This window comes from Pantoea sp. SGAir0175, from assembly GCF_043547855.1.
Genome location: NZ_CP028081.1, coordinates 3,629,565 through 3,656,248, shown reverse-complemented (window position 1 = coordinate 3,656,248; position 26,684 = coordinate 3,629,565). Strand labels below are relative to the sequence as shown.

Sequence of the window (26,684 nt, the reverse complement as noted above, 5' to 3'; positions counted from 1 at the left end):
ATCCGCTTCTCCCTGTTTTCTCTGTGCTACCGCTGATAGCCTGCTAAAAAAGCCAAAAACAGGGATATCACTATGTCGCACTCTTCTTTCGCGTTAGCGCCTGAGCAGCAACACTGGCGGCGCAATTTGTGGGTTTGCGTGCTGGGCTCGTTCAGTACTATCGTCGCCATGACCCTGCTGCTGCCCTTTCTGCCCCTCTACGTGCAGCAGCTGGGCGTGCAGGAACCGGCAGCGATTGCGCGCTGGTCAGGCGCCGCCTACGGTGCCACTTTTCTTAGCGCGGCGCTGACGGCACCGCTGTGGGGCAAACTGGCGGATCGCTATGGCCGCAAGCTGATGCTGATCCGCGCCAGCCTCGGAATGGCCGTCGCCATGTCGCTGATTGGTATGGCCACCGCGCCGTGGCAGCTGGTGGCGCTGCGCCTGCTGGCCGGCCTGCTCGGAGGCTATGCGTCGGGTTCCACCATTCTGGTGGCGGCGCAAACGCCGAAAGCGCAGACCGGCTGGGCGCTGGGCGTGCTGTCCTCCGGCATCATGGCCGGTAACGTGGTCGGCCCGCTGCTGGGCGGCGTGCTGCCGCCGCTGATCGGTATCCGCCACACTTTCTGGCTCACCGGTGCGGTGATTTTTCTCGCGTTTCTCGCCACCACTTTTCTGCTGAAAGAAGCGCCACGTGCGGCGAAGAAAGCCGCAGCCGGGGAGGGTGATGAGCCGGAGGCGTCGATCAACCGGCCAGTGGTGCGGCTGATGTGGCTGTCGGGCATGCTGCTGATTTTTGCCAATATGTCGATTGAGCCGATTATCACGCTGTATATCGCGCAGTTTGTTCACGGCGATCACGCGGTGACGGTAACGGCCGGGCTGGTGATGGCGGCCGCCGCGCTGGGCAGCATTCTCTCCGCGCCGCGCCTTGGCCGGCTGGCCGATCGCATCGGACATGCGCGCGTGCTGATTTATGGCCTGCTGGTCTGCGCGCTGCTGCTGATTCCGCAGGCGTTTATTAGCGCGGCGTGGCAGCTGGTGCTGCTGCGTTTCCTGATGGGGATGGCGCTGGGCGGCCTGATGCCCTGCGTGACGGCGTTGATTCGTCATAATGTGCCGCAGCGGCAGGTCGGGAAAATGCTGGGCTATGCGACCTCAGCCCAGTATGTCGGCCAGGTGAGCGGCCCGCTGTTCGGTGGCTTTATCGGCGGCGCGTTTGGTATGCGACCGGTGTTTCTCGCCACCTGCGTGATTATGGCGTTGTGCGCGCTATTGAATGCGCGGGTGCTGCGTAAACCTCAACCGCAGGATGGAGCGTAATGCCGATCGGCATATAAAAAAAAGCGGGCATTGCCCGCTTTTTTACTTCAGTGCGAAAAATTACTTCGCATCTGGCAGCGCATAGGCAATCACGTAATCGCCCAGCTTGGTACCAAACGAACCGTGACCACCGGCCGCGATGACAACGTACTGCTTGCCATTCACTTCATAGGTCATCGGCGTAGCCTGGCCACCCGCTGGCAGACGCGCCTGCCACAGCATCTCACCGGTGTTGGTATCGAACGCACGCAGGTAGTTATCTGCGGTCGCGCCGATGAAGAACACGTTACCGGCGGTGGTGATTGGGCCACCCAGCATTGGCATACCCATTTTGAACGGCAGCGGAACCGGTGCGCTATCGCGAACGGTACCGATACGTTTCTTCCACACGGTTTCGTTGGTCTTCAGGTCGATCGCTGAAACGTAACCCCAGGCCGGCTGTTTACACGGCAGACCAAACGGCGACAGGAACGGGTTCAGCTCGACGCCAAACGGCACACCGTACTGCGGCTGAATGCCGGTTTCAGTACCGGAACCGCCTTCTGCGCCCTGCGGTGGTTCAATCGGGTTGCCCGGACCGCGCGGAATCAGCTTAGACACAAACGGCAGCGCCATTGGGTTAGCGATGGCGATCTGACGATGGGGATCAACCGCGATGCCGCCCCACTCGAACATACCAAGGTTGCCCGGGAACACCAGCGTACCCTGCTCAGACGGCGGCGTGAACGGACCTTCGTAGCGCAGACGCTTGAAGATCACGCGGCACACCAACTGGTCATACATCGTCGCGCCCCACATGTCCTTGTCCGTCAGGTTCTGCTTCGGACGGAAGGTCAGTTCGGAGTACGGCTGGGTCGGTGCCACGTGGTCACCTTTCGCCGCGCCCTGCGGTACCGGCGTCTCCGGTGCAGGCACGACCGGCTTACCGGTACGGCGATCCAGCACAAAGATGTTACCGGTTTTCGCCGGGGCATAAATCACCGGTACGGTGTTGCCATCTTTGTCCGTGATATCGGCCAGCGTCGGCTGTGACGGCAGGTCCATATCCCACAGATCGTGGTGCACGGTCTGATACGACCACACCAGCTTACCGGTGGTGGCGTTCAGCGCCAGAACGCTGCTCGCGTAGCGCTCCTGCTCTGGTGTGCGGTTACCGCCCCAGATATCCGGGGTGGAAACGCCCATTGGCAGGTAAACGGTATCCAGTTTTGGATCGTATACCGCCGGCGCCCACGAGTTCGGCGAGTTCATGGTGAAGGTGTGTTCATCAGCCGGAATCGCGTTAGGATCTTTCGCGCCCGGGTCGAACACCCACAGCAGTTTACCAGTGTTGACGTCGAAGCCACGGATGGCACCAGACGGCTCACGGGTAGAGTAGTTATCGGTGACCGCACCAGCAATGACGATGGTGGTGTCAGTGATAACCGGCGGTGACGTAGGCTCATACTGGCCTGGCGTCTGTACCGGCTGCTTGTGCTGCAGATCCAGCTCACCGTTGTTGCCAAAGGATGGGCAACGGGCACCGGTATCGGCATCCAGCGCGAACAGACGACCGTCGTTCACTGGCAGGTAGATGCGGCGTGAGCACAGCGCAGGCTGGCTGTTGGCGGCATCGGCAGCGGCAGGCACTTCATGGTATGAAACACCGCGGCAGGTCACGTGCTGGAAGGTAGGATTCGGCTTCAGGCCTGGATCGAATTTCCACTTCTGCTTACCGGTCGTCGCATCCAGCGCAAACAAAATCTGGTGTGGCGAGCAAAGGTACAGCGTGTCGCGGATTTTAATCGGCGTCACTTCGTCAGTGATTTCACCCGGATCGTTGGCGGTTTTGAGATCGCCGGTCTGGAACTGCCAGGCAACCTGCAACTCTTTCACGTTGCTGGTGTTGATCTGCTTCAGCGGCGAGAAGCGGGTGCCCTGCTGGTCACGCGCATAGGCTGGCCAGTCAGCATCGTTGATGTTACTCAGCGGCTGGGCCTGCGGGACGTTAGCGGCTTCCGGCAGGTTGCCATTCAGCTCCTGCGGATCGTGGAATACTGCCCACGCCAGCACCAGTACGCTGGCTACCAGCGCAACGGCCATCGCACCCAGCGCACCTTTACCCGCATGATTCAGGCCGCGATACACAAACGGCAGAATCAGCCAGATACCGAAGATCACCAGCACGTCGGTACGTGGGGCCAGCGCCCAGAAGTCGAAGCCGACTTCCCATACACCCCACACCAGCGTTGCCAGCAGCAACAGGGCATACAGCAGCAGTGCGGAACCGCTACGGCGCCACAGCAGGACAGCGGTGATCAGCATAATCACACCGCCAATAACGTAGTACCAGGAACCTCCAATGGCGGCTAACCAAACGCCGCCAATCAGCATAAATGCGCCCGTCAGCAGTGCAAACAGCACCGTCAGGAAGCGAATTACGCCAAAAGATGAGGAAGCTTTCCCCATAATATTGACCTCTTTCTTTGCCATAAAATCAAAGGAAACAACCGATTAGGCTGTATCCCGACATAGAGTACGAAGTGACTTAAGGTGTTCTGTCAGTGCTTTTCCGTTAAGCAAGATGATCCCTTTGCGTTAAATTTTATCTTAAAAACGTTAACAGGTTTGATTTTTTTAGCGCTTTGCTCTTTTTATCAGGCAGTGACACGACATTTTATGAGGATATTGCGCCATCCTGTCCGGCGTAATCGGGTGATAACGCCGACGCGCAGAATTTTGTGTAAACGTTTACCCCGGGAAGAGCGGATGACAGCTCCGCTGCGCTTGCCAGCCGCTTAGCTGTAAATGCAGGTAATCTTCGGCCGGTAATTGAAGCTGAGGCGTACGTAATATTACCTCTGCTTGTGTTTCCCGCAGCGAAGCGAGCAGAAAAGGAAAGCTGAACTTGAGATAATTTTCGCGGAAGAAGTCATCGCTCAGAACAATACCGCTGAAGGGAAAATCGGTAATATTTTTCCACTCGGTTCCCGGCGGCGCGAGATCGTAAAGCCAGAAGGAAAAACGAGACGCCACAGCGCGTAAGGCGGATCCTGCCTGACGTAAAGTGGCATAGTTGATCGCCAGTCTTACATTCTCATGTTGCAGGCTGGAATAATTATCAACGTCATGCAAAAAGGACATCACACTATTTCCCGCCAGTGGAATAATTATTAATCCCGCAGCATCCGCTGACTGATAATGTTGGGTAATTATCTCGCCTTCATGAAGTAATGCATCACGCTCCGGCACGCAATGCATTAAGGACGCTGAATAACATGCGCCGACAGGTGTGCCGTCGAAGCGACAGACACGCTCAGTGACATAAGGATGGTATGAATTGTTTTCCATTTATCTCTATGAATAAATTAATGAACGATAGCGTCTTAATTATTATAAGGACGGGAAGACTGCTGTGATTATCACAGGGGGCAATATAGATCGATTCGCCGGCAAAGATCACCTTTTTTAGCTGTTTCTGATAAAGAGATAAAAAGGATTGGCCAGGCATTAATTAACGCTTTACTGAATTATCTGGAATGATTCGGCTATTTTCAAAGTAAAACAATCAGTCTGCTAATATTCAGAACGCCATGTTTAACTGTCAATCCGGATAAGCACCTGTTTTTACAGCGCACATCCAGCCATTGCCTGCCCCGGTCAGTTATCGCACTCTATGACGTGAAAAACATAAGGAAAGCCGATGGTGGCTTTTCACCAGGCAGGTGCCATGACGCCGGCCGGTTCTGCTTCAGGATGGGATAAAACTATGGGTTCACCGGTCACCGCAGCGGAAGATTCGCTGCTGCGACACAGGTCGTTCGTCGCCTTCTGGCTGGCGCGTACCTGTTCATCGTTTGGTTTTCAGATGTTCTCCGTGGCCGTCAGCTGGCAAATCTATGCGCTTACCCACAGTGCTATGGCGCTGGGCATGATCGGTCTGATGCAATTTTTACCTTCAGTATTGCTGGCGCTGCCGGCGGGTCACCTTGCGGATCAGTATGACCGTCGCCGCATCGTGCTGCTGGGGCAGCTGATTGAGTGGCTGGCGCTGCTCGGGCTGGTGGCGCTGACGCTGCTGCACTGGGCGGGCCGGATTGAAATCTGGGGACTGGTATTCCTGATTTCGCTGGCCAAAGCGCTGGAGTGGCCGGCAATCACCTCAATGCTGCCAGCGTTGGTACCGCCGCCCATCCTTGCGCGCGCCATGGCGGCCAGCTCGGTGGGCGGTCAGGCGGCGGTGATTGTCGGTCCGACGCTGGGCGGCTTACTGTACGTGGCCGGGCCGGAGGTGGTGTACGGTGTTTCGGCGCTGTTCTATCTGTTGTCGATTGTGCTGGTCAGCCGTTTGCGCTACGAACGACCGCCGCAGGCACGTATTCCGGCCAGCCTCAGCACCATGTTTGCCGGTGTGCGCTTTATCCGCGAGCGCAAAGATGTGCTGGGGGTGATTTCACTCGACCTGTTCGCGGTGCTGCTGGGCGGCGCTACGGCGCTGCTGCCGATCTTCGCCCAGGATATTTTGCATACCGGTCCGTGGGGGCTGGGCATGCTGCGCGGTGCCCCGTCGGTCGGGGCGCTGCTGGTTGGGGTGTGGCTCAGCCGTCACAAGCTGGAAAAGCACGTGGGCATGATCATGTTTGGCTCGGTAGCCGGTTTTGGTCTGGCTACGCTGGTATTTGCGCTGTCGACGCAGCTGTGGCTCTCGCTGCTGGCGCTGGCGGCACTCGGCGGCTTCGATATGGTGAGCATGGTGATTCGCGGCGCGCTGGTGCAACTGGACACGCCGGATGAGATGCGCGGGCGCGTCAACGCGGTCAACGCCATCTTCATTAATACCTCTAACCAGCTGGGGGAGTTCGAATCCGGCCTGTTGGCCGCATGGTTCGGTGCGGTGCCCGCAGCGGCGATTGGCGGTGTCGGCACCCTGGTGGTCGTGGCGCTGTGGATGGCGCTGTTCCCTCATCTGCGCAAACGGCAGAAACTGGAAAACGACAGTCTCGCCTGACGTTCGCGGTTGCCCGGCGCGATGGCCGTGGCCAGGTACGCAGTCTGCCTCGCTATCTCACACAGTCAGGTTTGATTATTATTAATCACATTTGACTGTTTGTGAGCATGATCAAACTAATTAAGCGTCAGTTAATCTATAAATTGCCCTGCCTGTGCGTAAATTTATTCATTATTGAGTGAAGTAAATCATTTTGCACGGTGCGGGGTAGCCAGCGCAGCGACGCAACAACAATAATCATGGCCGCCTCATTAACGGTGCGTGTGAAGCCCGGCACGCACCACGACCCTACGTTATCAATGAGGCGAACATGAAACAGTTCTCTGCAGAAGGGATGGTGATTATTGTCGGGATTGTCATTGCCTACATCCTGTTCACTACCTGGCTGACCTGGCGGTTGCGCAGTAAAAACAGCGGCGACTTTATGGCGGGTTCAAACGTGATGCCAGCGTTTGTGGTCGGCGTGATGCTGATGTCTGAATACATTGGTGCCAAGTCAACCATCGGTACGGCGCAGGCGGCTTTTGAGGATGGCTTTGCCGCGTCCTGGTCGGTGATCGGTGCCGCTATCGGCTTTCCGCTGTTTGGTATTTTGCTGGTCAAACGCATCTACAACACCGGCAAAATTACCATTTCCGGCGCGATTGCCGAGCGCTATGGCAACTCCACCAAAAATATTATTTCTATCATCATGATCTACGCGCTGCTGCTGGTGAACGTCGGTAACTATGTCAGCGGTGCGGCGGCGATCTCTACGGTACTGAACCTTGATCTCACCACGGCGGCGGTGATCACCGCGCTGGTCAGCACCTTCTATTTTATGTTCGGCGGCATGAAAGGCATCGCCTGGGTGACGCTGCTGCACAGCGGCCTGAAATATATCGGTATTCTGGTCATTCTCGGCGTGGCGCTGCACATGACTGGCGGCGTCAGCCCGATGATCAAAGAGATGCCGCACTTTTACTGGACCTGGGACGGTAACGTCGGGCCCAGCACCATTTTTGCCTGGATGATTGGCACCATCGGGTCGATCTTCTGCACCCAGTTTGTGATTCAGGCCATTGCCTCGACCAAAAGTGCGGCGTCTGCGAAGCGCGCCACCTGGGTCGCGTTCTTCTTCTGTATGCCGATTGCCATCGCCATTGCGCTGATTGGCGTGGCGGCAAAGTATCTGCATCCGGAGATTAACAGCCTGTACGCGCTGCCGGTGTTCCTGCAGGACATGAGCCCGTGGCTGGCAGGGATTGTCACCACCTCGCTGGTGGCCTCGATTTTTGTCAGCGTCAGCACCGTGGCGCTGGCCATCGCCTCACTGGTGGTGAAGGACTTTTATGTGCCGTACCGCAATCCGACGCCGGAACGCGAATTTCGCATGACGCGCTGGCTGTCACTGCTGATCGGTTTCGTGCCGCTGATCTTCGTGCTGTTCGTACCGGAAGTGCTGAAGCTGTCGTTCTTTACCCGCGCCATTCGCCTGTCAATTTCGGTGGTGGCGATCATCGCTTTCTACCTGCCGTTTTATAAAAGTACGCGCGGCGCGAACGCCGGCCTGATTGGTGCCTGCGTCATGACCTCGCTGTGGTATCTGCTGGGCGATCCGTTCGGCATCAACAATATGTACGTCGCGCTGGTCACACCGGCGGTGATCATGCTGATTGACCGCCTGATCCCGTCACGCCAGCCGCAGCGCAAAAATGCACCTGATTCATCAATGCAAAACAGTGGAGCCTGACATGACCGACTCAACCATTACCGTCGAACGTAACGGTAAGCTTCATCCGCACGCGCAGGACGCGCAGCAGCTCACGGCGATGCTGCCTTCGGTCTGTCCGCAGAACCACGCCGCTAATCTGCTGCCGTTACCGAACGGCGACCTGCTGTGCGTGTGGTTTGGCGGCACGCAGGAAGGCATCGCGGATATTTCGGTGTGGTGCTCGCGACTGGCGCAGGGCAGCGCGCAGTGGAGCGATCCTTTGCAGTTATCCGACGATCCGGCGCGGTCGGAACAGAATCCGGTGCTGTTTCTCGATCCCGAGGGCGTGCTGTGGCTGCTGTGGACCGCGCAGAAGTCCGGTAATCAGGACACGGCGATTGTGCGCTATCGCCAGTCACACGATTTGGGTCACAGCTGGAGTGCCATCGATACGCTGCTCGATCAGCCGGGCACGTTTATCCGCCAGCCGCTGGTGGTGCTGCCGAACGGCAACTGGCTGCTGCCGGTGTTCTATTGTCGCACCCAGCCGGGAGTGAAATGGGTGGGCAACGATGACATCAGTGCGGTAAAAATCTCCAGTGACAAAGGCCAGAGCTGGCGCGATGTGGCGGTGCCGGACAGCCTCGGCTGCGTGCACATGAACATTACGCTGCTGCAGGATGGCAGCCTGCTGGCGCTGTATCGCAGCCGCTGGGCTGATTATATCTACCAGAGCCGTTCGGACGACGGCGGTGAAAGCTGGAGCACGCCGCAGGCAACCGATCTGCCAAATAATAACTCATCGATTCAGGTGACTACGCTGCACAACGGCCATCTGGCGCTGGTGTTTAACGCCATGAGCGCACGTGATGCCAGCGAGCGTCGCCTGTCACTGTACGACGAAATCGAAGACGAAGATGAAGATGACGCGGCGGTGGCCGTGGCGGCGCAGCCGGTGGTTCAGGGCGCACGCACCGCCTTCTGGGGGGCTCCGCGCGCTCCGATGACGCTGGCTATTTCTGCCGATGGCGGAGTGAGCTGGCCTTGGCAGCGTAATCTGGATGAGGGGGATGGCTACTGCATGACCAACAATTCACAGCAGAAACTGAACCGCGAGTTCTCCTATCCCAGCATTAAGCAGAGCGCGGACGGTGCACTGCACATTGCCTACACCTATTTTCGCCAGGCCATCAAGTACGTGCGCGTTGAGGAGAGCTGGGTGAGGGACAAAGCATGAGCCGCCATGCATTGGTGACCGGTGTCAGTTCCGGCATTGGTGCGGCGATTGCCGATGAGCTGCTGACGCAGGGCTGGCAGGTCACCGGTTTTTGCCGTACGCCGGTGGAGAAAGATCATCCGGCGTTTACCTCCGTCAGCGTCGACCTGTTTGACGCCGGTCAGTTGAAACAGGCTTTGGCCGGGCTGGCGAAGGTGGATGCGCTGGTGCACGCGGCTGGCATGATGCTAGCCGCGCCGCTGGGTGAGCTGGAGGAAGAGCAGGGGGCGCGGCTGTGGTATCTGCACGTGCAGGTGGCGCAAATCATGGCCAACACCTTGCTGCCGCAGATGGGCCACGGCGATCGTATCCTGCTGCTCGGCAGCCGCACGTCACGCGGCGCGGCGAATCGCAGCCAGTATGTCAGCACCAAGGCGGCGATGGTGGGCATGGCGCGCAGCTGGGCCGCCGAACTGGCTCCGCAGGGCATTACGGTCAATGTGATTGCTCCCGGCGCCACCGCCACGCCGATGCTGCTGCAGCCGGACCGCGCCAGCTCGCCGCCGCAACTGCCGCCTATCGGACGCTATATCCATCCCGAAGAGGTGGCCGCGCTGGCTGGTTTTGTGCTGTCGCCGGCTGCCGCTGCCATTACCGGACAGGAGCTGGTAATTTGCGGCGGCGCGTCGCTGTAGTTTTATTCTCCAGCGTGCTTCTCCCATCGTAAAAACAGGATGGGAGAGGCTGATTATGTCTCGTCTGCGAAAACTCCTGGCTTATCGTGCTACGCTTTCTTTGGGTTTACCAAAATGGTAATCTTTTCACCGTTTTGGTAAACCCAATTTTATTGTCTACATATTAAGTGGTTACGGAGTGTAGCGCTCCGCAGCAGAGAAGCGCGCAATGAATCATGATGTTCTTCAGGAAATAAACGCCGAACCACTTTTTCCGGTACAGAGCGATCAACATATTGTTTTTGGCGTTGACGGAAAGTTTAAAGCGCATGCGCTAATCACGATTCTGTCCATCATGAAACACGCCGGAGACCGCGTGTATCATTTCCATCTGATCTCTTCAGAACTGACACCGGCCGATAACCCCCGGCTCGCCAGGCTGTTTCAGGGATCGCGCCACGGCGTGACGCTGCATCATCTGCCGGACCAGCTGTTTGCCACGCTGCCGGTCACCGAACTTTTTACCCGTGCGACCTACTATCGCTTTCTGGCACCGCTGATTTTGCCGCAGGCGGAAAAACTGCTCTATCTTGATGCCGATATGGTGTGCATTAATCCGCTCAATGAACTGTGGCAGATCCCGACCGGCCCCGAGGCGGTTGCGCTGGTGGTCGGTGAAATTGCCTCGCTGCAGCCGGTGCTGGCGAAGAATGCCGGCTTGCGCGGCGAGCGCTATTTTAACGCCGGCATGATGCTGATTGATGTGGCGCAATGGCGCGCTGGCAATATCAGCGAACGCGCGTTTACTTTACTGTCCGAACACGGGCGAAACTTCCAGTATCTCGACCAGGATGCGTTGAATATTTTACTGGAAGATAAAGTGACCTTTGTTTCTCCTCGCTTCAATACCCTGACCATGCTGGCCCATGACGATCGTGGCTATACGCTCGACGTGCCGGCGGAAACCTGCCTGATTCATTATGCCGGTGCGGATAAGCCCTGGCAGGTATGGAATCAACAGTTTGTGGTTCACCACTATCGCGATATTTATCAGGATTCACCGCTGTCCACCATGGCGTTTGACCAGCCAGCCAATGCGCAGCAGGCAAAAAGAATGTATAAGTCGCTTTTTCGTCAAAAAAGATGGTGGCAGGCCATGCTGTGGCGCCTGAAACATATCAAGATGAGGTATTGTTAAGTGCAAGCTCACGCTTTTCGCCAGCTGATGACGGGAAAAAATATTTACCAGCTCTGTTTTGTGCTGCTGAGTATCGCGCTGGCGTCGTCACTGGTGGTTGAAGCCTTACCGCGCAAAATATTCTATTTTTCCAGTTATCTGGTGGCTCTGTATTTAGTAATTCTGGCGGTGAAAAAACAGTGGCTAACAGATAAAACGGCCATAACGGTAGCGCTTCCGCTGCTGTTCATTGGGCTGGTCAGGCTCATCTGGGCAAAGATGTTTTCCCACGCTGAATTCAGTGACGTGGTGAATAACTACTTCCAGGGCGGTAAGCTGTTTATTATCGCGGCTTTTCTCAGCTATTTTATCATCGCCTGGCGCCACTATCTTAGCCGTCCACTCCTGATAACCTGCAGCGCCATCTTATTTGTCGGGCTGCTGGTGACGTTAGGTTTCGCTATCAGTGAACACGCAAAAACGCTGACCCGCATCAGATTGCTGACCGACTCCGCCGGTACCGTCTCTTATCTGATTACCGCGCTGGCGCTCTGTACTTTGTATACCGGCCACCGGGTCATCTCCCATCGCGGCGGACAAATGGTCTTATTCAGCGCGGTTTTTGTCGTGAATATGATGCTGATGATTCTGACCGAGTCACGCGCCGGCGTATTAACCCTGCCACTGATTTATCTGGCCTGGTTTTATTTTACCCATCGCTGGGCGGGTAAAATTTCGCTGGTGGTGTTAGCGCTGTTTATTATCGTGGGCGCTTTATTTATGCCGGGCAGCGTCTGGCAGCGCTTAGACAGCATCCACAATGAAGTCGATACTTATCAAACCAACAACAACACCTCGATTGGTGCCCGTTTCTCTATCTGGAAAGGCGGCTGGCACAGCGTTTCGTGGTCGCTACTGGGGCAAAGTCCGGATCAGCGCACGGCAAAAGCACGGGAATACATCACGCAGCATGAGCGCCACAATCCCGAAGCGTATAAAAACGTCATGTATCACCTGCACGATGATTTCCTTGAAACGCTTTCGCTGCAGGGGATCGCTGGCGCACTTTCCCTGCTGATTTTTTACCTGGTGCTGCTGATAGTAGCCGCACGCCGCGGCGTCGCCGGATTAACGCTGCTGCCGCTGTCAATTATCATCTTTGGGCTGACCGACACGGTGTTAATTCAGAGTGGTTCGGTGCTAATCCTGGTGATGGCGATTATCATCAGCTATGCCATGATTCATCCCCCTGAGAAAGCATCGTCCTGATAAACCGGCGCCGGCATAGCGCCCGGTTATTACAGCGGTTTGTTTAACTTCAGAGCCAGATATTTCTTTTTAAAGCTGGTTCTGATTTTACTATCGAAAAGAAAAGACAGTGGCCTGATTTTAGTGATCGCCTCAATAACCTGCTTCCTGTCGTCAGGATTATCCAGGGCTTGCCGATGTTTATGTGCAATATTAATCCAGTGGCAGGATAGCAGATTGCGATAGCGCTCCTGCAACACCTCATCCATATGCTGCGTTGCGCTCACTAGAAGTGAAATTTTGTGTTTATCCAGCTGGCTGGATAAGCTGCTGCCGCGTTTAAAATAGAGATAAGGGCTCTGGCGGCTATAAGCGATTGCATCACTGCTGACCAGGATTTCCGGGAAAAGCCAGGCGTCCTCGTAGCAGGTATAATCCGGGAAGGGATGTGCCAGCAGCATGGTGCGCTTAATAAACTGACCGATAAAGTGCGCCTGCAAATCGCGATGAATCAGGAATTTTTCAATGGCCTGATGCCGTGACAGTGTTTCCGCCTGCAGGCCCTGCCATGTGATGTGCTGAGGCCGGGATTCATATACCTCATTAAGCGCCGTGAACAGTGCGTCCGGACGATGGCTTTTCAGGTAGCGGACAATATCGGCGAGGGCGTCGGCCAGCAACTGATCGTCGCCATCCAGCATCGTAATATATTCACCGCTGCACTGCTGAACGCCAAAATTACGCACCCGGCCAATGTTGCGGTAATCAATATTAAATACTTTCGCCTGCGGATGCCGCCGGGAAAAATCATCGAGTAACGCTGCTGTGTTGTCGACGGATGCGTCATTGATAAGAATAAATTCAATATACTGCTCAACACCATGACAGGCCTTTTCTAAACTCGCCAGCGTGTCAGGCAGAAATTTTTCACTGTTATGGGCCGTTAGCAACACACTGATTAAATAGTCAGGAACCATCATTTTTTAAGTCAACATCTGAGGCAGGAATGCCGTCAAGCATACTACAAGTGGCAATTTGAGGGGAGGGCATTGACGCAGCGCAGCCCTGCGCCTGCTGTCGCCGATCAGGCACATTTACGACTGATACAATAATGCGTATGATTCTCATTCCTTTTTATACTTCCTGCTCGCGCAGGTAACCCATCGGTCCTTACCGGAGACAGCAATGACTTCATCATTACGCCCGCGCGCCACCGCGCTGGTTCTGGCGCTGCTGGCAGCCATGAGCCTGAGCGCCTGTCAGGCGCCGGCTAAAAAATCAGTAGCGCCTGCCGCCGCGGCTAAGCCAGCGGCAGCGGAGAAGGTACAGCAGCGTGAACTGGGCGACGGCCTGTATGAAATGGCCTATGTGCCGGGCGATCCGGCTGCGCTGTATGTGGCCAGCGCGCAGGCGTTTAAAACCGTCAACGGTGGCGTGCTGTATCGCCTGGATGCCCGCACGCTGGCGACGCTGGGCGAAACCCATACCGATCTGAAAAACTTTGGCATGACGGCTTCACCGGACGGCAGCGTACTGTACATTACCAACACGCTGGACGGTGGCGTGACGAAAGTGGACGCCAGAAGCGGTAAAGTGCTGCAGCGTCTGCTGTTTGGCCTGAAAAACGACAAAGGCAATCCGGTTGGCGCGCGTGAAATCCTGCTGCATGACGGCCTGCTGTACATCGGTGCGATTGAGAATCCGGCGATGATTTGGGTGGTCGATGCGAATACGCTGCGGCTGAAAACCACCATCAAAAACGCCGGTAAGTGGGTGACTGGGTTGCTCTATTCGGCGTCAACCGACCGTATTTACGCGGCGAACGGCAGTGGCGAAGTGCTGGTGATTAATCCGCGCAGTCACAAAATTGAGCAGCGCTGGACGCCAGGCGATGGCAAAGAGTATCTGCTGTTAAATCTGGCGGAAGATGCCGCCAATGGCCGCCTGTACGTCACTGACAATTCTAAGGGCAAAACCACGCTGGTGTTCGATGAGCGCAGCGGTAAGGTGATCAAACGCCTGGATGTCGGCGATTCGCTTGGCATCAAATTCAATGCGAAGCGCAACGAGATTTACATCAGCCAGCGACTCGGCGGCAAAGTGCTGCAGCTGGACGCGACGACCTACGCAGTGAAAAATAGCTGGACGCTGCCGACCCACCCTAACAGCCTGCTGGTGTCGCCAGATGGTCAGACGCTGTACGTGACGGTGAAGCAGGGACTCAATAAAGATCGCTCGCCGCAAGGGCCGGATAGCGTGGTGCGGATTACGCTGGATTAACCGCGCTGGGTTTAATCGCGGCGCGAGGGATCGCGCCGCAGATAACCCTTGCTTAGCAACGGGTTACGTCATCCATTACGCCACGCCGTTCACCAGCAGTACGCGGTAGTTGGCGCCTTTCAGGCGATGCGCTTTGGCTTCCTGGTAGGCCGGGCTGAAGTACCAGGCTTTGGCGGCCTCGGCATCTTCAAACTGCAGCACCACCACGCCTTCAGCATCGCGCCCTTCCAGTACCTCCAGATCGCCGTAAAACGCCAGTGGCGTGATGTGGTGATCGCCACGCGCCGCGCCGGCTTTCTGCGAATAGGTGGCCAGCTCGTCTTTGTCCAGCGTTTCGTCTTTAATCATAACGACATATGCGGCCATTATTGTTCGCCTCGCGCCTGACGCTTGTCTTCAGTATTGGTATCAAAATCGCTCGCATCGTGCCGTTCCAGCAGCTGATCCTGCGGCTCGGCGCCAAATGCCCGGTTTACTTTACGTCCGCGGATCACCGCCGGACGGTCGGCAATCTCTTTTGCCCAGCGCACCACATTTTTGTACGACTGCACATCGAGGAATTCGCCGCCGCCGTACTGGTTATTCAGCACCAGATTGCCGTACCACGGCCAGGTTGCGATATCGGCAATGGTATATTCGTCGCCGGCGAGGAAACGGTGGTCCGCCAGCTGGCGATCCAGCACATCAAGCTGACGTTTGGCTTCCAGCGTGAAGCGGTTGATGGCGTATTCAATTTTTTCTGGCGCGTAGTGATAGAAGTGGCCGAAACCGCCGCCAAGGTAAGGCGCGGATCCCTGCAACCAGAACAGCCAGTTCAGGGTTTCCGTGCGGCCCGCCACGTCAGAGGGAATAAAGTGGCCGAATTTATCTGCCAGATAGAGCAGGATATTGCCGGATTCAAACACGCGCAGTGGCGGCGTGATCGAGTGGTCGCGCAGCGCCGGAATTTTTGAGTTGGGGTTAACCTCAACGAAGCCGCTGGAGAACTGATCGCCGTCGCCGATGCGGATAAGCCAGGCGTCATACTCCGCTTCCTGCACGCCGAGCGCCAGCAGCTCTTCCAGCAGAATGGTCACTTTCTGGCCGTTTGGCGTCCCCAGCGAATAGAGCTGCAGCGGATGCTTACCGACCGGCAGCGTTTGCTCATGCGTCGGCCCGGCGGTTGGACGGTTAGTCTTCGCCCCGTTACCTTTGGCTTCCGGGTCCCAGGTCCAGACTTTCGCGGGCTGATACTGATTTTCCGACATAATGCGTTCGCCTTGTTGTGAAAAGATTTTTGCTGCTACTGAGTGTAGCAGCACGCTATCACGCCGATTTAACCGCGCTGGCGATAAAAGACAAAGTCGAATCAGGCAAAATTCTCTTGCGTAAACAGCATAAAGTCGACTTTACCGGGCTGATAGGTCTCTGGTTGCTCACCCTCTTCCAGATGTCGCAGTAGCAGCGTTAGCGCCAGTTGTGCGTGACGCAGGGTGTTTTGGTCGAGCGTTAGCGTCAGCACGCGTTTGGCCAGCAGCTCACGGGTGGTTTGGTAAAGTTCGTGCGTCACATACACCACCTTGCCGCACAGCCGGTGGCGCGCCAGCGCTTCGTGAATCTGCGTGTTGCCCATGCCGGTATTGTACAAGCCGACAATCTGCTGCGATGCGGCCAGCGTTTTCTCAAGCAGCCGGCTGATGCGCTCGCGCTCGTCCTGGCCTGCGATGATCTCCCGCAGCCGCAGATGCGGGAAACGCTCCGCCAGCACTGCCTGAAACCCTTCGATGCGCAGACGGTGCGCGGCGTAATCAGCGCGACCGCTAACCAGCACCACATCTCCCGCCACGGGCAGCATGCTGCCGAGCATCAGCGCGGCGGTGCGTCCCGCCTTCAGCTGATCAATACCGACATGGCACAGGCGCGGCGCATCAGGCAGATCGGCCACCAGCGTGATGACCGGTACGCCACGCGCTTTACAGGCCTCAAGCGCCGCGTAAATCAGCGGATTTTCATGGGCGAAAACAATCAGCCCGTCCATCTTTTTGCTGCTGGCTTCGATATGCGCCGCCAGCTTTTCGGGCGCATGCTCCGGAATCAGCGTGCGGTGCAGCCGCAGGCGACGATAGCCGAGCTCATCAGCCAGCCGGGCAAAATCCTGCGCCAGCTGTTGAAAGAAGAAGGAACCGTTACCGCTCAGCAGCACCTCTATCTGCCACGCGTGGCGGTGCTCCTCCGGCAGGATGCGTTTCAAACCCGCTTCGCGCGCCGCCAGTAAAATCTTTTTCGTCATCGCGGGCGACACGCCGCCCCGGTCGTTCAGCACCCGATCTACCGTGGCGACGCCCACACCCACCCGCTTAGCCAGTTCGGCCAGCGTCATTGTTTTCATCTGAGTGAATTCCATCAAAAACCGCGTTCAGACAGCCTGCCAGAAAGCGATATTTTGACAAGACCGACGATGCCGAAGTGTGAGCAACAGGAGCGTTATCATGCGCAGTGCGCAACGTTTTGCCTTGATTGGCTGTGGATTTATTGGCCAGGTGCATGCCGCAAACCTGGCGCGCCATCCCGGCGTTGAGCTGGCGCTGGTGTGCGATATAGACACCGCGCGCGCCGCTGCGCTGGCAGAGCAGTTTGGGGCGCGGGCCGCCAGCGTGCCGCAGGCGCTGAGCAGTGAGGCCATTGATGCGGTGCTGATTGCCAGTGCGACGCCGACCCACGCTCCGCTACTGGAGCAGGCGGTACTGGCGGGCAAAGCGGTGTACTGTGAAAAACCGATCGATTTGTCGCTGTCACGCGCCCGGGAAGTGGTAGCCAGCATTTCCCCGCTGCAGGTGCCGGTGACGGTAGGATTCAATCGGCGTTTTGATCGCAGCCATGCACAACTGAAAGCCCAGCTGCAGCAGGGCGTGATTGGACGCAGCGAGCTCATCCAGATGGTGTGCCGCGCCTCTGAACTGCCGCCGCTGAGCTATCTGCAGGCGTCCGGCGGACAGATGCGCGACCAGGCCATCCACTTTTTCGATCTGCTGCGCTGGCTAACTGAGGATGAAGTGGTCACCGTGGGCGCGCTCGGTGCCGCGCTGGCGATGCCGGCGATCCGCGACATTGACGTCGATACCTCAGTGCTGATTATGCGCCTACAGCAGGGCGCGCTGGCGCAGCTCGATAATGCCCGTCGTACCGCTTACGGTTATGACGAGCGCATCAGCGTGATGGGCAGCCTGGGCATGCTGGCGTCGGAAAGCCAGGCGGTGCGCGGTGCAACGCTGTATCAGGGGCAGCACATCCGCCAGCCGGGGCTGTATGCGGACTGGTTCAGCCGGGTACAGGAGACCTATTACAGCCATCTCGATGCGTTTGTGCGCCATCTTGGCGGCGAGAAAGTGGCTGCTCTGCCGGGGCTGATTGACGGGCTGCGCGCGCAGGCCATCGCGGAAGCGGCGCAGCTGTCGCTGACGCGCGGCGAGTTTGTTGAGGTGGAGTGGGTGACGGTTTGATGGGGAGTGGGCGATGGCGTTTGCCCTCACCCCAACCCTCTCCCGCAGGCGGGAGAGGGGGCTGATAGTGCATGCAACTTACAGATTCAGCAGCTCGCGCTCAATCAGCTCGCGGGTTTCCACAGCCTGATACTTCATCTTCTCCGGATAGCCAAATAGCGCGGCGGAGATAATCGACTCGCCGCCCACTTTATAGTGGCGGTTAGCGAAATCCATCTCGCGCAGCGCTTCGAACAGCGCGTCGAAATTCACCTCACCTTCGCCAACAGCCACGTGCTGGTGGATAGTGGCATCGACACCCGGCGGGTTAACGATATAGCGACAGTGTTTGGTGTGGTTCATGGTATCGGCAATCAGCATGTGCGAAAGATCGTCGCCAGCGTAATGCAGCATACTCTTCACGTCGCCTTTGCCCTTGTCATAGTAGAACGTATGCGGTGCGCTGTAGATGTATTTGACGTTGTCGCTGCGGAACGACTTGACGATATCGGCCGTTTCATTGCTCTCTTCGCAGAAATCCCACGGATGCGCCTGAATTTCCACGCGAATCCCTTCACGCTCGAAAATCGGCAGCAGCTCGTCCATTGAGCGATAGAACATCTCTTCGCAGATTTCGGGTTCGTTCGGGTTACCGGAGAGCTCGGTATTGATCACCTGCACGCCCATCTCCACGGCAATCTCAATCATTCGCTTCCAGTTTTTCACCGCCGCCTGGCGCCGCAGCTCATCCGGTCCCGACCAGCGATAGACGGTAATAAACGAGGAGATTTCCAGTCCGGTAGCGTTGAGCGCATTTTTGTACTCGCGCATGATCTCCCGGCTGGCTTTCGGGTGTTTATAGAACGGATTGATTTGCGGATGCGGCGACTGTTCAATGTATTTATAACCCCACTCCGCGACCTGATGCACCATACGCGTGATGCCGAGATCGCGGATAACATCCACATCAAAAGCGATTTTCATTGTTGTTCTCCTGCGCGTTACGTTACCCACCACCGCAATCGGCGGCTGGTGTCGCGTCAACTATAAAAACAGCCCGGCACCGGCTCTAATGCTTTGCTGATGCATTTCCATCAGTGCCGGCGACACGCTGCGGCGATATTTGCCAAATAATTATTCTATTTGCGTGAGAAATGAAACGGATGATGGTGTTTGTGCGACAGCGATCAAAAGAATGAGAGGATTTTCTCATTAATTGAGAGATAACGACCGGCTTATATGGCGTGAAAGCATAACGTCAGGCATTATTTTTGATAGTTTATTATCATTAAAGGGCTTAACGATGAGCAAAATTACCATGAGCGCGATTGCCGCCGCTGCCGGGGTGGGGATCGCCACCGTGGATCGGGTGCTCAATCGCCGCGCGTCGGTGCGGGCGCAGACCGAACAGAAAGTACTGGCAGCGGCGCATCGGCTGGGTTACCGCAGTAGCCACGCCCCGCTCAGTGCGCAGAGCGACGGCGTGACGCTGCGCATGGGGTTTATCCTGCTGTCGGCTTCGTACTCTTTTTATCAAACGCTAACCGATGCGCTGCGCCAGCAGACGCAGCCATTTCATCCGGCCGGCAGCGAGCCGCTGTTTGTCTGGCACGAGATTGATGAGGTGGCAGCGGTGGTGGATTCGCTCTACCGGCTGGCTGAGCAGGTGGATGCTATCGGCGTGGTGGCGCTGGATCATCCGCTGATCCGCCACGCGATAGCGCACGTTTCGCGTCAGGGCGTGCGCGTCTACGCGCTGTTTTCTGACTTCTCGCCCTGTGGGCATGCTGGCTATTTCGGCCTGGATAATCAGAAAGCCGGGCGTAGCGCGGGCTGGATCGCCAGCCATCTGCTGCATCAGCCGGGTCCGGCGGGCGTGCTGCTGGGGGATCACCGCTTTATCTGTCAGGAGAACTGCGAGAGTGGTTTTCGCTCGTATCTGCGCGAGCAGGACAGTGCGCGGCGCGTGCTGGAACCGCTCAAAACCCACGAATCGATTGCCGGTGGTTATCAGGCGACCCGCCAGCTGCTGGAGCAACATGCCGATCTGGCGCTGATCTACGCGCCGTGTGGCGGTATAGAAGGGGTCGTTCAGGCGCTGCGTGAGCAGCCGCAGCGTAAGGTGGCGCTGATTTGTCACGGCCCGGTCAATGACGGCGACCTGGCGCTGATAGATGGCACCATCACGGTGATGCTGCGCCACCAGATCGCTGACATGGCACGACAGCTGGCGCAAACCGTGCTGCAACGTCACGCTGAGCGCAGCGACCATTTTTCTCAGGTCACCCTGCCGTTTGAGATCGTCATGCGGGAAAATGTCTGAGGCGTTGCGCAGTCACCCTTTGTTATCGTTCACCGGGCGACAGCCACGCCAGCGCGCATGACGACAGCATTTGATAAAAAATTATCAAAAATTTGATAATTAAATTTATGATCGCTATCAAAGAATGAAAGTTCCATGATTGAGGTTGGTGAAATATCTATTTGATACTGACGCCAGCCCTCATCATAAGGAACCATCATGACCCTACACATTGCCAATGCGCCCTGCAGCTGGGGCGTAGACGATCCTGACAATCCTTTCCTGCCGCCATGGCAAACGGTGCTGCGCGAGGCGGCCCAGGCCGGTTACCGCAGCATTGAACTCGGGCCGTGGCGCTATCTGCCGACCGATGCCGCCGAACTGCGCCAGCAGCTGGAAGCGCATCAGTTGTCGCTGGTGGCCGGCACCATTTTTGATGATTTGGTCAGCGAGGCGAATTTCCCGGCGATGGTTGAGCTGACGCACAACATCTGCCGCAACCTGTCACAAGTGCCGTGCGCGGCACGCACGCACGGTGATAACCGGCCCGCGCCCTATCTGGTGATTATCGATTTCGGTAACCCGCAGCGAGCGCAATTTGCTGGTCAGACTGAGAAAGCGCCACGCCTGGCACCCGCGGACTGGCAGCGCATGATGCAGCACATCACTCAGCTCAGTCACATCGCCTGGCACGACTACGGTGTGCGACCGGTGATTCATCCTCATGCCGGTGGCTGCATTGAGTTTGCCGATGAACTGGAGCAGCTGGTACAGGACATCCCGCATGAGGTCGCTGGACTGTGTCTCGATACTGGCCATCTTTTTTATTCCGGCATGGATCCGCAGACCTGGCTGCAACGCTACTGGTCGCGCATCGACTATCTGCATTTCAAAGACATTAATGCGGCCGTCTGGCGCGATGTGATTGCGCGCGGCGTCGACTTTTTCACTGCCTGTGCCGAGGGTGTGATGTGCCCGCTTGGCCAGGGCGCGATTGATTACCCGGCGCTGCGGGCGTTTCTCGCTGAACGTCACTATCAGGGCTGGATCACCATCGAGCAGGAGCGCGATCCGCGCAATGCCGCCACCAGTCTGCAGGACGTCACGGCCAGCCTGCACTACCTGCATTCCATCGGATTCTGAGGAGAACAGCATGATTAACGGGAGCAAAGTACTGGATCGCGCGCTGCGCTGGGGCATGGTGGGCGGCGGTGGCACCAGCCAGATCGGTTACATCCACCGTTCCGCTGCTTTACGCGACGGCAACTTCACCTTAGTGGCGGGTGCGTTTGATATTGATGCGGAGCGCGGACAAGCGTTTGGTCGCGCGCTGGGCGTGGCGGCCGAGCGCTGCTATAGCGATTACGAAACCCTGTTTAAAGCGGAAGCCGCGCGTGCTGATGGCATTGAAGCCGTCTCCATCGCCACGCCGAACAATACGCACTTTGCTATCTGCCGCGCTGCGCTCAGCGCCGGGCTGCACGTGGTGTGTGAAAAACCGCTGTGTTTCACCTCCGCTGAAGCTGAGGAACTGCAGCAACTGTGTAAAGCGCAGCAGAAGATCATCGGCGTGACCTACGGTTATGCCGGTCATCAGCTGATTCAGCAGGCGCGCACCATGATTGCTGACGGTCTGTTGGGTGAGATCCGCATTGTGAACATGCAGTTTGCTCACGGCTTTCATCACGAAGCGGTCGAATTACAGAATGCCAGCACCAAATGGCGCGTCGATCCGCGTTTTGTTGGCCCGAGCTATGTGCTGGGCGATCTGGCCACCCATCCGCTGTTTATCGCTGAAACTCTGTTGCCGCAGTTACAAATAAAACGCCTGCTGTGCAGCCGCCAGAGCTTTGTGGCCTCGCGTGCGCCGCTGGAAGATAACGCCTTTGTGATGATGGAATACGATAACGGTGCGGTCGGTACGCTGTGGGCGTCAGCGGTGAACTGCGGATCGATGCACGGCCAGAAAATTCGCGTGGTGGGGGCCCGAGCCAGTCTGGAGTGGTGGGACGAACAGCCAAACCAGCTGCGCTATGAAGTGCAGGGCGAGCCGGTGCAGATTCTTGAGCGCGGCATGGGCTATCTGCACGCCAGCGCGCTGGCCGATGACCGTATTGGTGGCGGCCATCCCGAAGGATTATTTGAAGCCTGGTCGAATCTCTATCGCCGTTTTGCGCTGGCGATGGACGCCACCGACCGCGGCGATCACGCCTTCCTGCAGGACTTCTGGTATCCGGACGTGCACGCCGGGCTGATGGGGGTACGCTGGGTGGAACAGTGTGTCAAATCGGCGGATGCCGGTGCGGTGTGGGTTGAGTGCTGACTGGCTGACGAAATTTAACCGGAGTGCGAGGCAGCGGGGCGGCATCCGTGCTTTATTGGGAGCCGCTGCGCATGCCTTCTGCAGTCGCTGCGGCGATCTGATCGATGGCGCGCTGTGCCTGTTCGCACTGGTGCAAAATAGTGAAGGCATGATGGTAAAGCATTTTCCCCGCTTCGGTAGGCGTTACGCCGCGTTTGGTGCGGATCAGTAACTGCTGATTCACTTCTCCCTCCAGCGTGGCAAGCTGCTGGCTTAGCGCTGGTTGCGCAATATGCAAACTTTCAGCGGCCTGCGTCAGGCTGCCCGCGTCGACGATTTTGATGAAATATTTAAGGCGACGAAGGTTCACGATTACTCCCTCTGGCGACACGATTCGGTGTATCAAAAACGTCCGGCACGATGAGATGCAGCAGACGCTGAGTTAAGGACAAAAGCCACGACGGCAGGCAGGCACTACGATTAACAGTTTTTTAACATCGACACGCGCAACGCGGCGTGACCGGTGGCGCAATTCGCTGGAAAGGTTTGGGCGCAATCGCAAAAGTGTGCGACGCGTCGCGCAAATGGGGCCGAAGCAGTCAGGGTCGTAATGAAGCTAATCGATATTGCATGGGATTGCAGTTTTTTCAGGTACTCCGCACAAGCTGAGCACGTCCACAGCGATGCTGGCATCCGGCATGATACAGGTCATCTTTTCAATATAACTTCCGGTTTATATCAGAGCGCTATAAACTACAGGTTATACGAGGTGATTTTGAACAGCTGGAAGGTAGAAACCACCGTGCGCTTTGCCACATGGCTGCAGGCGCAGGATGACGCGATGATTGAGGATGTGTTGGCCAGCCTGGCGGTTCTCAGGGAGTTCGGGCCCACGTTAGGGCGGCCTGATGTTGATACCCTCGTCGGGTCGCGTTTTTCCAATATGAAAGAACTCCGTGTTCAGAGTAATGGCCGGGCGATTCGTGCATTTTTTGCCTTCGATCCGGTCAGACGGGCCATTGTGCTCTGCGCGGGAAACAAAACCGGAACGCATCAGCGGCGCTTTTATCAGGCGATGATTAAACTGGCTGACCGCGAGTATCAACAGCATCTGGAGGAGATGAATCATGCCAAAACTTGAAGACCTGATTGCTCAGCGTTCGCCTGAATCACAGGCGCGCATCAGAAATAAGGCGGCGGAAAAAATCATCGAGATTCGTCTGCGCCAGCTGCGGGAAGAACTGGCGCTTTCACAGGTACAGTTGGCTGAAAAGATGGGGGTTTCGCAACCTGCTATTGCAGCGATCGAGGCGCGTGGTGATGAACTGAAACTCTCCAGCCTGAAAAAGTACGTTGAGGCGTTAGGCGGAAAATTGAGCGTAACCGTTGAACTGCCAGCCGGTGACGGGCGGATCTTCCAGCTTTAAAGGTTTCTGCCAGGCCGCAGGGTGAGCGATTCTGCCGACGCAGAAAAGCAAAAACCCAGCCATAAGGCTGGGTTTTCTGAATAGTGGTGCCCGGACGCGGAATCGAACCACGGACACGGGGATTTTCAATCCCCTGCTCTACCGACTGAGCTATCCGGGCAACGGGGCGCATTAAACCCTAATGGCTTACAGCCGTCAACGGGTTTCGTAAAAAAAGCGTAGCAATCGTGACTGATTGCCTGCTTTTCAGGCAGGCTGAACAAAAAGCCTACGCCAGCGCACCGTTTTGCCGGCACAGCGCGATGCTCAGCACATCTTCAGCCAGACGCCGCGCGGTAGCGACATCCTGCACGTTGCGCTTCACCAGCAGCTTACTCAGACAACCTTCGAGGATCAGCTCCATCTGATCGGCCACCATGCTGGGGTTGTCCAGCGCCAGGTCGACGAGGATTTCATGGGTGAACTGCCAGGAACTGCGCTTCTGCTGTTCGGCGAGCTGGTGCACCGGCTGATCCGGCTGGGGATAGAAACTGCAGGCGGCAATAAACAGGCAGCCGGGAAAGCGGCCTTTACTGACGTGCTCTGCCAGCACGTCGTAACGCGCCAGCAGCTTTTGTGCTGCACTGAGGCGCTCATCCAGCTGCACCTGGCGGCGCCAGCTGTCGATCTGCTGGCCGTGAAAGCGCAGCGCGTCATACAGCAGGGCATCGCGATCGGGCCAGTAGCGCTCCAGCTGATCGCTGGCGAGGCCGCTTTCGCCAGCCAGCTGCTGCAGCGAGGTGGTCGCGGCCAGGCCGCTCTGTTCGAGCACATTCAGCGCATGCTCAAGGATCTGTTCGCGTTGCAAAAGACTCTCCTCCGGAATGCGGGCCCGAACGCGTGCGCCCGGGCAGTGTCGTGCAACCAGTTTCGTTTAACGCGGCAGATTGTGCAAATGGGCGCGGAAATCCGCGGCGTTAAGGAACCCGGTGACGCGTGAATCGGCAATCTCTTTGCCCTGCGCATCAAAGAACAGGATGGTCGGCAGGCCGAGCACCTGCAGATGCTGCAGCAGCGCGTTATCCTGCGCGTTGTTGGCTGTCACGTTAGCCTGCAGCAGCTGCACGTTGCTCAGGGCACCGCGCACGCCGTCATCGCTGAAGGTGTATTTTTCAAACTCTTTGCAGGCCACGCACCAGTCGGCATAGAGATCGACCATGGTGATACGGCCCTGCGCCTGCTGTATTGCGCTATCCAGCTGCTGGCTGCTGCTGATGCGCTGAAACGGCAGGTGGGCGACGCTTTGCGTACTGCTGCTGCCAAATGCCCAGTCCTGCAGCGGGCGCGCCACCACCAGTGCGGCCGCCAGCATCAGAATCGGCAGCACACGCGCTGTGCCGCGCGCGCTGAGACTCAGGCTGAACGCCCAGGCAAAAAACGCCACGCCGAGCAGACTCCACAGCCGCAGTCCCCAGATATCGCCCAGCACGCGCTCCAGCAGAAACACCGGCAGCGCCAGAATCACAAAGCCAAAACCCTCTTTCACACTCTGCATCCACGGACCGCTTTTCGGCAGCAGCCGGTTGCCGAACATCGTTACAGCAATCAGCGGCAGTCCCATGCCGAAGGCGTACAGCCACAGCGTGCCGGCACCGGCCCACAGATTACCGCTCTGCGCGATATACAGCAGGATGGCGCTGAGCGGCGCGGTGGTGCAGGGTGAGCAGATCAGGCCTGCCAGTGCGCCCATCATAAACACGCCCGCCAGCGACCCGCCTTGCTGACGGTTGCTCCACAGCGTCAGACGCGTCTGGAGGCTGGCAGGCAGCTGTAGCGTGAACAGGCCAAACATCGACAGCGCCAGCAGCACAAACAGCACGGAGAGGCCGATCAACACGTAAGGATGCTGCAGCGCAGCCTGGAAACGCAGCCCCGCCGCTGCCACCACCATACCGAGCAGGGTGTAAGTCAGCGCCATGCCCTGCACGTAAACCAGTGCGAGGGCGAACAGCCGGCCCAGCGAGTAGCGGCGCTGGCCACCAAGAATGATGCCGGAGATCAGCGGATACATCGGCAGCACGCACGGCGTAAAGGCCACGCCAATGCCAATCAGCAGCGCCCACAGCGGCGAAAACGGCAGCGGCGTGCGGTCAGCGGCCGGTGATGCCGCGATTGCCGGCGCGGCGCTATCGGCAGCCATCGCCGTCAGCGGCACCGAGCGGGTCTCCGGCGGATAGCAGAAGCCGGCCGCGGCGCAGCCCTGATAGGTCACGCTGAGCGTTGCACCGGCATCGGCCTGGCGCAGGGTGATCGGCAGCTTTACGTCCTGCGGATAGATTTCGCTCTTGCCGTAAAACTCATCTTCGTGCGGCTGGCCCGGCGGCAGCGTGACCGGCGCCAGCTGCGCGTGTTGCGCGCTGATGTGGAATTGCTGGCGATAGAGGTAATAGCCGTCCTTCACTTTCCAGCTCAGCGTCAGCTGATGACCCTGCTGGCTGAAATCAAAGCCAAAGGCCTGATCGACCGGCACAAAGCGGTTATTGGTAGTGGGCGAGAACAGGCTGGCCTGCGCCGACAGGCAAAACAGCAGTGCCAGGCACAGGCTTAGCAGGCGGGAAAATCGAGCAGCCATGACGAAT

At 57.4% G+C, this 26,684-nt stretch carries 24 protein-coding genes, 1 tRNA gene and 1 pseudogene; 14 read left to right on the top strand and 12 right to left on the bottom strand.

Annotated features, from left to right (window positions below; all coding sequences use genetic code 11):
• Nucleotides 1-72: 72 nt before the first annotated feature.
• Entirely contained in the window at nt 73-1,302 is a 1,230-nt protein-coding gene (locus C1N56_RS17170; RefSeq protein WP_338670550.1) for an MFS transporter, read from the top strand.
• A gap of 60 nt (nt 1,303-1,362) precedes the next feature.
• Here C1N56_RS17170 and C1N56_RS17165 read toward each other — a convergent pair whose 3' ends face one another.
• The gene (locus tag C1N56_RS17165; RefSeq protein WP_058770114.1) at nt 1,363-3,750 is read right to left on the bottom strand and encodes a glucose/quinate/shikimate family membrane-bound PQQ-dependent dehydrogenase; all 2,388 of its coding nucleotides are present in this window, start codon (nt 3,748-3,750) and stop codon (nt 1,363-1,365) included.
• Nucleotides 3,751-4,032: 282 nt separating this feature from the next.
• Nucleotides 4,033-4,632, bottom strand: coding sequence for a hypothetical protein (locus tag C1N56_RS17160; RefSeq protein WP_394516905.1), 600 nt, complete (start codon nt 4,630-4,632; stop codon nt 4,033-4,035).
• Nucleotides 4,633-5,050: 418 nt separating this feature from the next.
• On the opposite strand from C1N56_RS17160, the gene C1N56_RS17155 reads away from it, so the two are divergent.
• The 6 genes from C1N56_RS17155 to C1N56_RS17130 all read left to right on the top strand — a co-directional run bounded on the left by C1N56_RS17155 (nt 5,051) and on the right by C1N56_RS17130 (nt 12,318).
• On the top strand, nt 5,051-6,289 hold the full coding sequence (locus C1N56_RS17155; protein ID WP_031279748.1) for an MFS transporter: 1,239 nt from the start codon (nt 5,051-5,053) through the stop codon (nt 6,287-6,289).
• A 310-nt stretch (nt 6,290-6,599) separates the two neighbouring features.
• The gene (locus C1N56_RS17150) at nt 6,600-8,021 is read left to right on the top strand and encodes a sodium:solute symporter family protein (RefSeq protein WP_021507788.1); all 1,422 of its coding nucleotides are present in this window, start codon (nt 6,600-6,602) and stop codon (nt 8,019-8,021) included.
• 1 nt (nt 8,022) lies between these two features.
• A complete protein-coding gene (locus tag C1N56_RS17145; RefSeq protein WP_394516904.1) occupies nt 8,023-9,219 on the top strand; it encodes a sialidase family protein in 1,197 nt (398 codons plus the stop codon).
• The gene (locus C1N56_RS17140) at nt 9,216-9,893 is read left to right on the top strand and encodes an SDR family NAD(P)-dependent oxidoreductase (protein WP_394516903.1); all 678 of its coding nucleotides are present in this window, start codon (nt 9,216-9,218) and stop codon (nt 9,891-9,893) included. Before C1N56_RS17145 ends, C1N56_RS17140 begins: the two co-directional genes overlap by 4 nt.
• Before the next feature lie 208 nt (nt 9,894-10,101).
• On the top strand, nt 10,102-11,070 hold the full coding sequence (locus C1N56_RS17135; protein WP_058780864.1) for a glycosyltransferase family 8 protein: 969 nt from the start codon (nt 10,102-10,104) through the stop codon (nt 11,068-11,070).
• Nucleotides 11,071-12,318 carry an O-antigen ligase family protein gene (locus C1N56_RS17130; protein ID WP_394516902.1) on the top strand — a complete coding sequence of 416 codons (1,248 nt, stop codon included), beginning with the start codon at nt 11,071-11,073 and terminating at the stop codon, nt 12,316-12,318.
• 29 nt (nt 12,319-12,347) lie between these two features.
• On the opposite strand, the gene C1N56_RS17125 is transcribed toward C1N56_RS17130, so the two are convergent.
• Nucleotides 12,348-13,277, bottom strand: coding sequence for a glycosyltransferase family 2 protein (locus C1N56_RS17125; protein ID WP_394516901.1), 930 nt, complete (start codon nt 13,275-13,277; stop codon nt 12,348-12,350).
• Nucleotides 13,278-13,482: 205 nt separating this feature from the next.
• On the opposite strand from C1N56_RS17125, the gene C1N56_RS17120 reads away from it, so the two are divergent.
• Nucleotides 13,483-14,577 (top strand): YncE family protein, encoded by a 1,095-nt coding sequence (locus C1N56_RS17120; RefSeq protein WP_127833587.1) that lies wholly within the window; start codon nt 13,483-13,485, stop codon nt 14,575-14,577.
• A gap of 75 nt (nt 14,578-14,652) precedes the next feature.
• Here the strand turns inward: C1N56_RS17120 and C1N56_RS17115 are convergent, their stop codons facing one another.
• The 3 genes from C1N56_RS17115 to C1N56_RS17105 all read right to left on the bottom strand — a co-directional run bounded on the left by C1N56_RS17115 (nt 14,653) and on the right by C1N56_RS17105 (nt 16,945).
• Nucleotides 14,653-14,943 (bottom strand): DUF1330 domain-containing protein, encoded by a 291-nt coding sequence (locus C1N56_RS17115; RefSeq protein ID WP_021507781.1) that lies wholly within the window; start codon nt 14,941-14,943, stop codon nt 14,653-14,655.
• Nucleotides 14,943-15,824 (bottom strand): glutathione-dependent disulfide-bond oxidoreductase, encoded by an 882-nt coding sequence (yghU, locus tag C1N56_RS17110; protein WP_021507780.1) that lies wholly within the window; start codon nt 15,822-15,824, stop codon nt 14,943-14,945. Before yghU ends, C1N56_RS17115 begins: the two co-directional genes overlap by 1 nt.
• A 101-nt stretch (nt 15,825-15,925) precedes the next feature.
• A complete protein-coding gene (locus C1N56_RS17105) occupies nt 15,926-16,945 on the bottom strand; it encodes a LacI family DNA-binding transcriptional regulator (RefSeq protein WP_021507779.1) in 1,020 nt (339 codons plus the stop codon).
• A 100-nt stretch (nt 16,946-17,045) separates the two neighbouring features.
• On the opposite strand from C1N56_RS17105, the gene C1N56_RS17100 reads away from it, so the two are divergent.
• Nucleotides 17,046-18,056 carry a Gfo/Idh/MocA family oxidoreductase gene (locus C1N56_RS17100; RefSeq protein ID WP_166712255.1) on the top strand — a complete coding sequence of 337 codons (1,011 nt, stop codon included), beginning with the start codon at nt 17,046-17,048 and terminating at the stop codon, nt 18,054-18,056.
• A gap of 78 nt (nt 18,057-18,134) precedes the next feature.
• Here the strand turns inward: C1N56_RS17100 and C1N56_RS17095 are convergent, their stop codons facing one another.
• Complete coding sequence (locus C1N56_RS17095; RefSeq protein WP_021507777.1) at nt 18,135-19,019, bottom strand: sugar phosphate isomerase/epimerase family protein; 885 nt, start codon at nt 19,017-19,019, stop codon at nt 18,135-18,137.
• Nucleotides 19,020-19,338: 319 nt separating this feature from the next.
• On the opposite strand from C1N56_RS17095, the gene C1N56_RS17090 reads away from it, so the two are divergent.
• A complete protein-coding gene (locus tag C1N56_RS17090; protein WP_394516900.1) occupies nt 19,339-20,358 on the top strand; it encodes a LacI family DNA-binding transcriptional regulator in 1,020 nt (339 codons plus the stop codon).
• Nucleotides 20,359-20,387: 29 nt separating this feature from the next.
• On the opposite strand, the gene C1N56_RS17085 is transcribed toward C1N56_RS17090, so the two are convergent.
• Nucleotides 20,388-20,558, bottom strand: coding sequence for a hypothetical protein (locus tag C1N56_RS17085; protein ID WP_193751842.1), 171 nt, complete (start codon nt 20,556-20,558; stop codon nt 20,388-20,390).
• Between C1N56_RS17085 and C1N56_RS17080 the strand changes: the two genes are divergently transcribed.
• Both C1N56_RS17080 and C1N56_RS17075 read left to right on the top strand, forming a co-directional pair.
• Nucleotides 20,557-21,480, top strand: coding sequence for a TIM barrel protein (locus C1N56_RS17080; protein ID WP_021507774.1), 924 nt, complete (start codon nt 20,557-20,559; stop codon nt 21,478-21,480). The two genes, C1N56_RS17085 and C1N56_RS17080, sit on opposite strands and share 2 nt — an antisense overlap.
• Before the next feature lie 10 nt (nt 21,481-21,490).
• The gene (locus C1N56_RS17075) at nt 21,491-22,660 is read left to right on the top strand and encodes a Gfo/Idh/MocA family protein (RefSeq protein WP_058774901.1); all 1,170 of its coding nucleotides are present in this window, start codon (nt 21,491-21,493) and stop codon (nt 22,658-22,660) included.
• 94 nt (nt 22,661-22,754) lie between these two features.
• Here the strand turns inward: C1N56_RS17075 and C1N56_RS17070 are convergent.
• Nucleotides 22,755-23,009: pseudogene (locus C1N56_RS17070) on the bottom strand (LysR family transcriptional regulator); the annotation flags it as partial.
• A gap of 471 nt (nt 23,010-23,480) precedes the next feature.
• Here C1N56_RS17070 and C1N56_RS17065 point away from each other — a divergent pair.
• Both C1N56_RS17065 and C1N56_RS17060 read left to right on the top strand, forming a co-directional pair.
• The gene (locus tag C1N56_RS17065) at nt 23,481-23,780 is read left to right on the top strand and encodes a type II toxin-antitoxin system RelE/ParE family toxin (RefSeq protein ID WP_010615566.1); all 300 of its coding nucleotides are present in this window, start codon (nt 23,481-23,483) and stop codon (nt 23,778-23,780) included.
• Nucleotides 23,767-24,066, top strand: a complete 300-nt coding sequence (locus tag C1N56_RS17060; protein ID WP_058774900.1) for a helix-turn-helix domain-containing protein — start codon at nt 23,767-23,769, stop codon at nt 24,064-24,066. The genes C1N56_RS17065 and C1N56_RS17060 overlap by 14 nt, the downstream gene beginning before the upstream one ends.
• A gap of 84 nt (nt 24,067-24,150) precedes the next feature.
• Here C1N56_RS17060 and C1N56_RS17055 read toward each other — a convergent pair.
• The 3 genes from C1N56_RS17055 to C1N56_RS17045 all read right to left on the bottom strand — a co-directional run bounded on the left by C1N56_RS17055 (nt 24,151) and on the right by C1N56_RS17045 (nt 26,677).
• A tRNA-Phe gene (locus tag C1N56_RS17055) sits at nt 24,151-24,226 on the bottom strand.
• 108 nt (nt 24,227-24,334) lie between these two features.
• Entirely contained in the window at nt 24,335-24,913 is a 579-nt protein-coding gene (locus C1N56_RS17050) for a division control transcriptional repressor DicD (protein WP_021507771.1), read from the bottom strand.
• Between the two features lie 66 nt (nt 24,914-24,979).
• A complete protein-coding gene (locus C1N56_RS17045) occupies nt 24,980-26,677 on the bottom strand; it encodes a protein-disulfide reductase DsbD (RefSeq protein ID WP_394516899.1) in 1,698 nt (565 codons plus the stop codon).
• Nucleotides 26,678-26,684: the final 7 nt, after the last annotated feature.

Excerpts from the sequence above, each read along its gene's own strand:
- C1N56_RS17170 (WP_338670550.1), top strand. The coding sequence starts at position 73 with ATGTCGCACTCTTCTTTCGCGTTAGCGCCTGAGCAGCAACACTGGCGG.
- C1N56_RS17165 (WP_058770114.1), bottom strand. The coding sequence starts at position 3,750 with ATGGGGAAAGCTTCCTCATCTTTTGGCGTAATTCGCTTCCTGACGGTG.
- C1N56_RS17160 (WP_394516905.1), bottom strand. The coding sequence starts at position 4,632 with ATGGAAAACAATTCATACCATCCTTATGTCACTGAGCGTGTCTGTCGC.
- C1N56_RS17155 (WP_031279748.1), top strand. The coding sequence starts at position 5,051 with ATGGGTTCACCGGTCACCGCAGCGGAAGATTCGCTGCTGCGACACAGG.
- C1N56_RS17150 (WP_021507788.1), top strand. The coding sequence starts at position 6,600 with ATGAAACAGTTCTCTGCAGAAGGGATGGTGATTATTGTCGGGATTGTC.
- C1N56_RS17145 (WP_394516904.1), top strand. The coding sequence starts at position 8,023 with ATGACCGACTCAACCATTACCGTCGAACGTAACGGTAAGCTTCATCCG.
- C1N56_RS17140 (WP_394516903.1), top strand. The coding sequence starts at position 9,216 with ATGAGCCGCCATGCATTGGTGACCGGTGTCAGTTCCGGCATTGGTGCG.
- C1N56_RS17135 (WP_058780864.1), top strand. The coding sequence starts at position 10,102 with ATGAATCATGATGTTCTTCAGGAAATAAACGCCGAACCACTTTTTCCG.
- C1N56_RS17125 (WP_394516901.1), bottom strand. The coding sequence starts at position 13,277 with ATGATGGTTCCTGACTATTTAATCAGTGTGTTGCTAACGGCCCATAAC.
- C1N56_RS17120 (WP_127833587.1), top strand. The coding sequence starts at position 13,483 with ATGACTTCATCATTACGCCCGCGCGCCACCGCGCTGGTTCTGGCGCTG.
- C1N56_RS17115 (WP_021507781.1), bottom strand. The coding sequence starts at position 14,943 with ATGGCCGCATATGTCGTTATGATTAAAGACGAAACGCTGGACAAAGAC.
- yghU (WP_021507780.1), bottom strand. The coding sequence starts at position 15,824 with ATGTCGGAAAATCAGTATCAGCCCGCGAAAGTCTGGACCTGGGACCCG.
- C1N56_RS17105 (WP_021507779.1), bottom strand. The coding sequence starts at position 16,945 with ATGAAAACAATGACGCTGGCCGAACTGGCTAAGCGGGTGGGTGTGGGC.
- C1N56_RS17100 (WP_166712255.1), top strand. The coding sequence starts at position 17,046 with ATGCGCAGTGCGCAACGTTTTGCCTTGATTGGCTGTGGATTTATTGGC.
- C1N56_RS17095 (WP_021507777.1), bottom strand. The coding sequence starts at position 19,019 with ATGAAAATCGCTTTTGATGTGGATGTTATCCGCGATCTCGGCATCACG.
- C1N56_RS17090 (WP_394516900.1), top strand. The coding sequence starts at position 19,339 with ATGAGCAAAATTACCATGAGCGCGATTGCCGCCGCTGCCGGGGTGGGG.
- C1N56_RS17080 (WP_021507774.1), top strand. The coding sequence starts at position 20,557 with ATGACCCTACACATTGCCAATGCGCCCTGCAGCTGGGGCGTAGACGAT.
- C1N56_RS17085 (WP_193751842.1), bottom strand. The coding sequence starts at position 20,558 with ATGATGGTTCCTTATGATGAGGGCTGGCGTCAGTATCAAATAGATATT.
- C1N56_RS17075 (WP_058774901.1), top strand. The coding sequence starts at position 21,491 with ATGATTAACGGGAGCAAAGTACTGGATCGCGCGCTGCGCTGGGGCATG.
- C1N56_RS17065 (WP_010615566.1), top strand. The coding sequence starts at position 23,481 with ATGATTGAGGATGTGTTGGCCAGCCTGGCGGTTCTCAGGGAGTTCGGG.
- C1N56_RS17060 (WP_058774900.1), top strand. The coding sequence starts at position 23,767 with ATGCCAAAACTTGAAGACCTGATTGCTCAGCGTTCGCCTGAATCACAG.
- C1N56_RS17045 (WP_394516899.1), bottom strand. The coding sequence starts at position 26,677 with ATGGCTGCTCGATTTTCCCGCCTGCTAAGCCTGTGCCTGGCACTGCTG.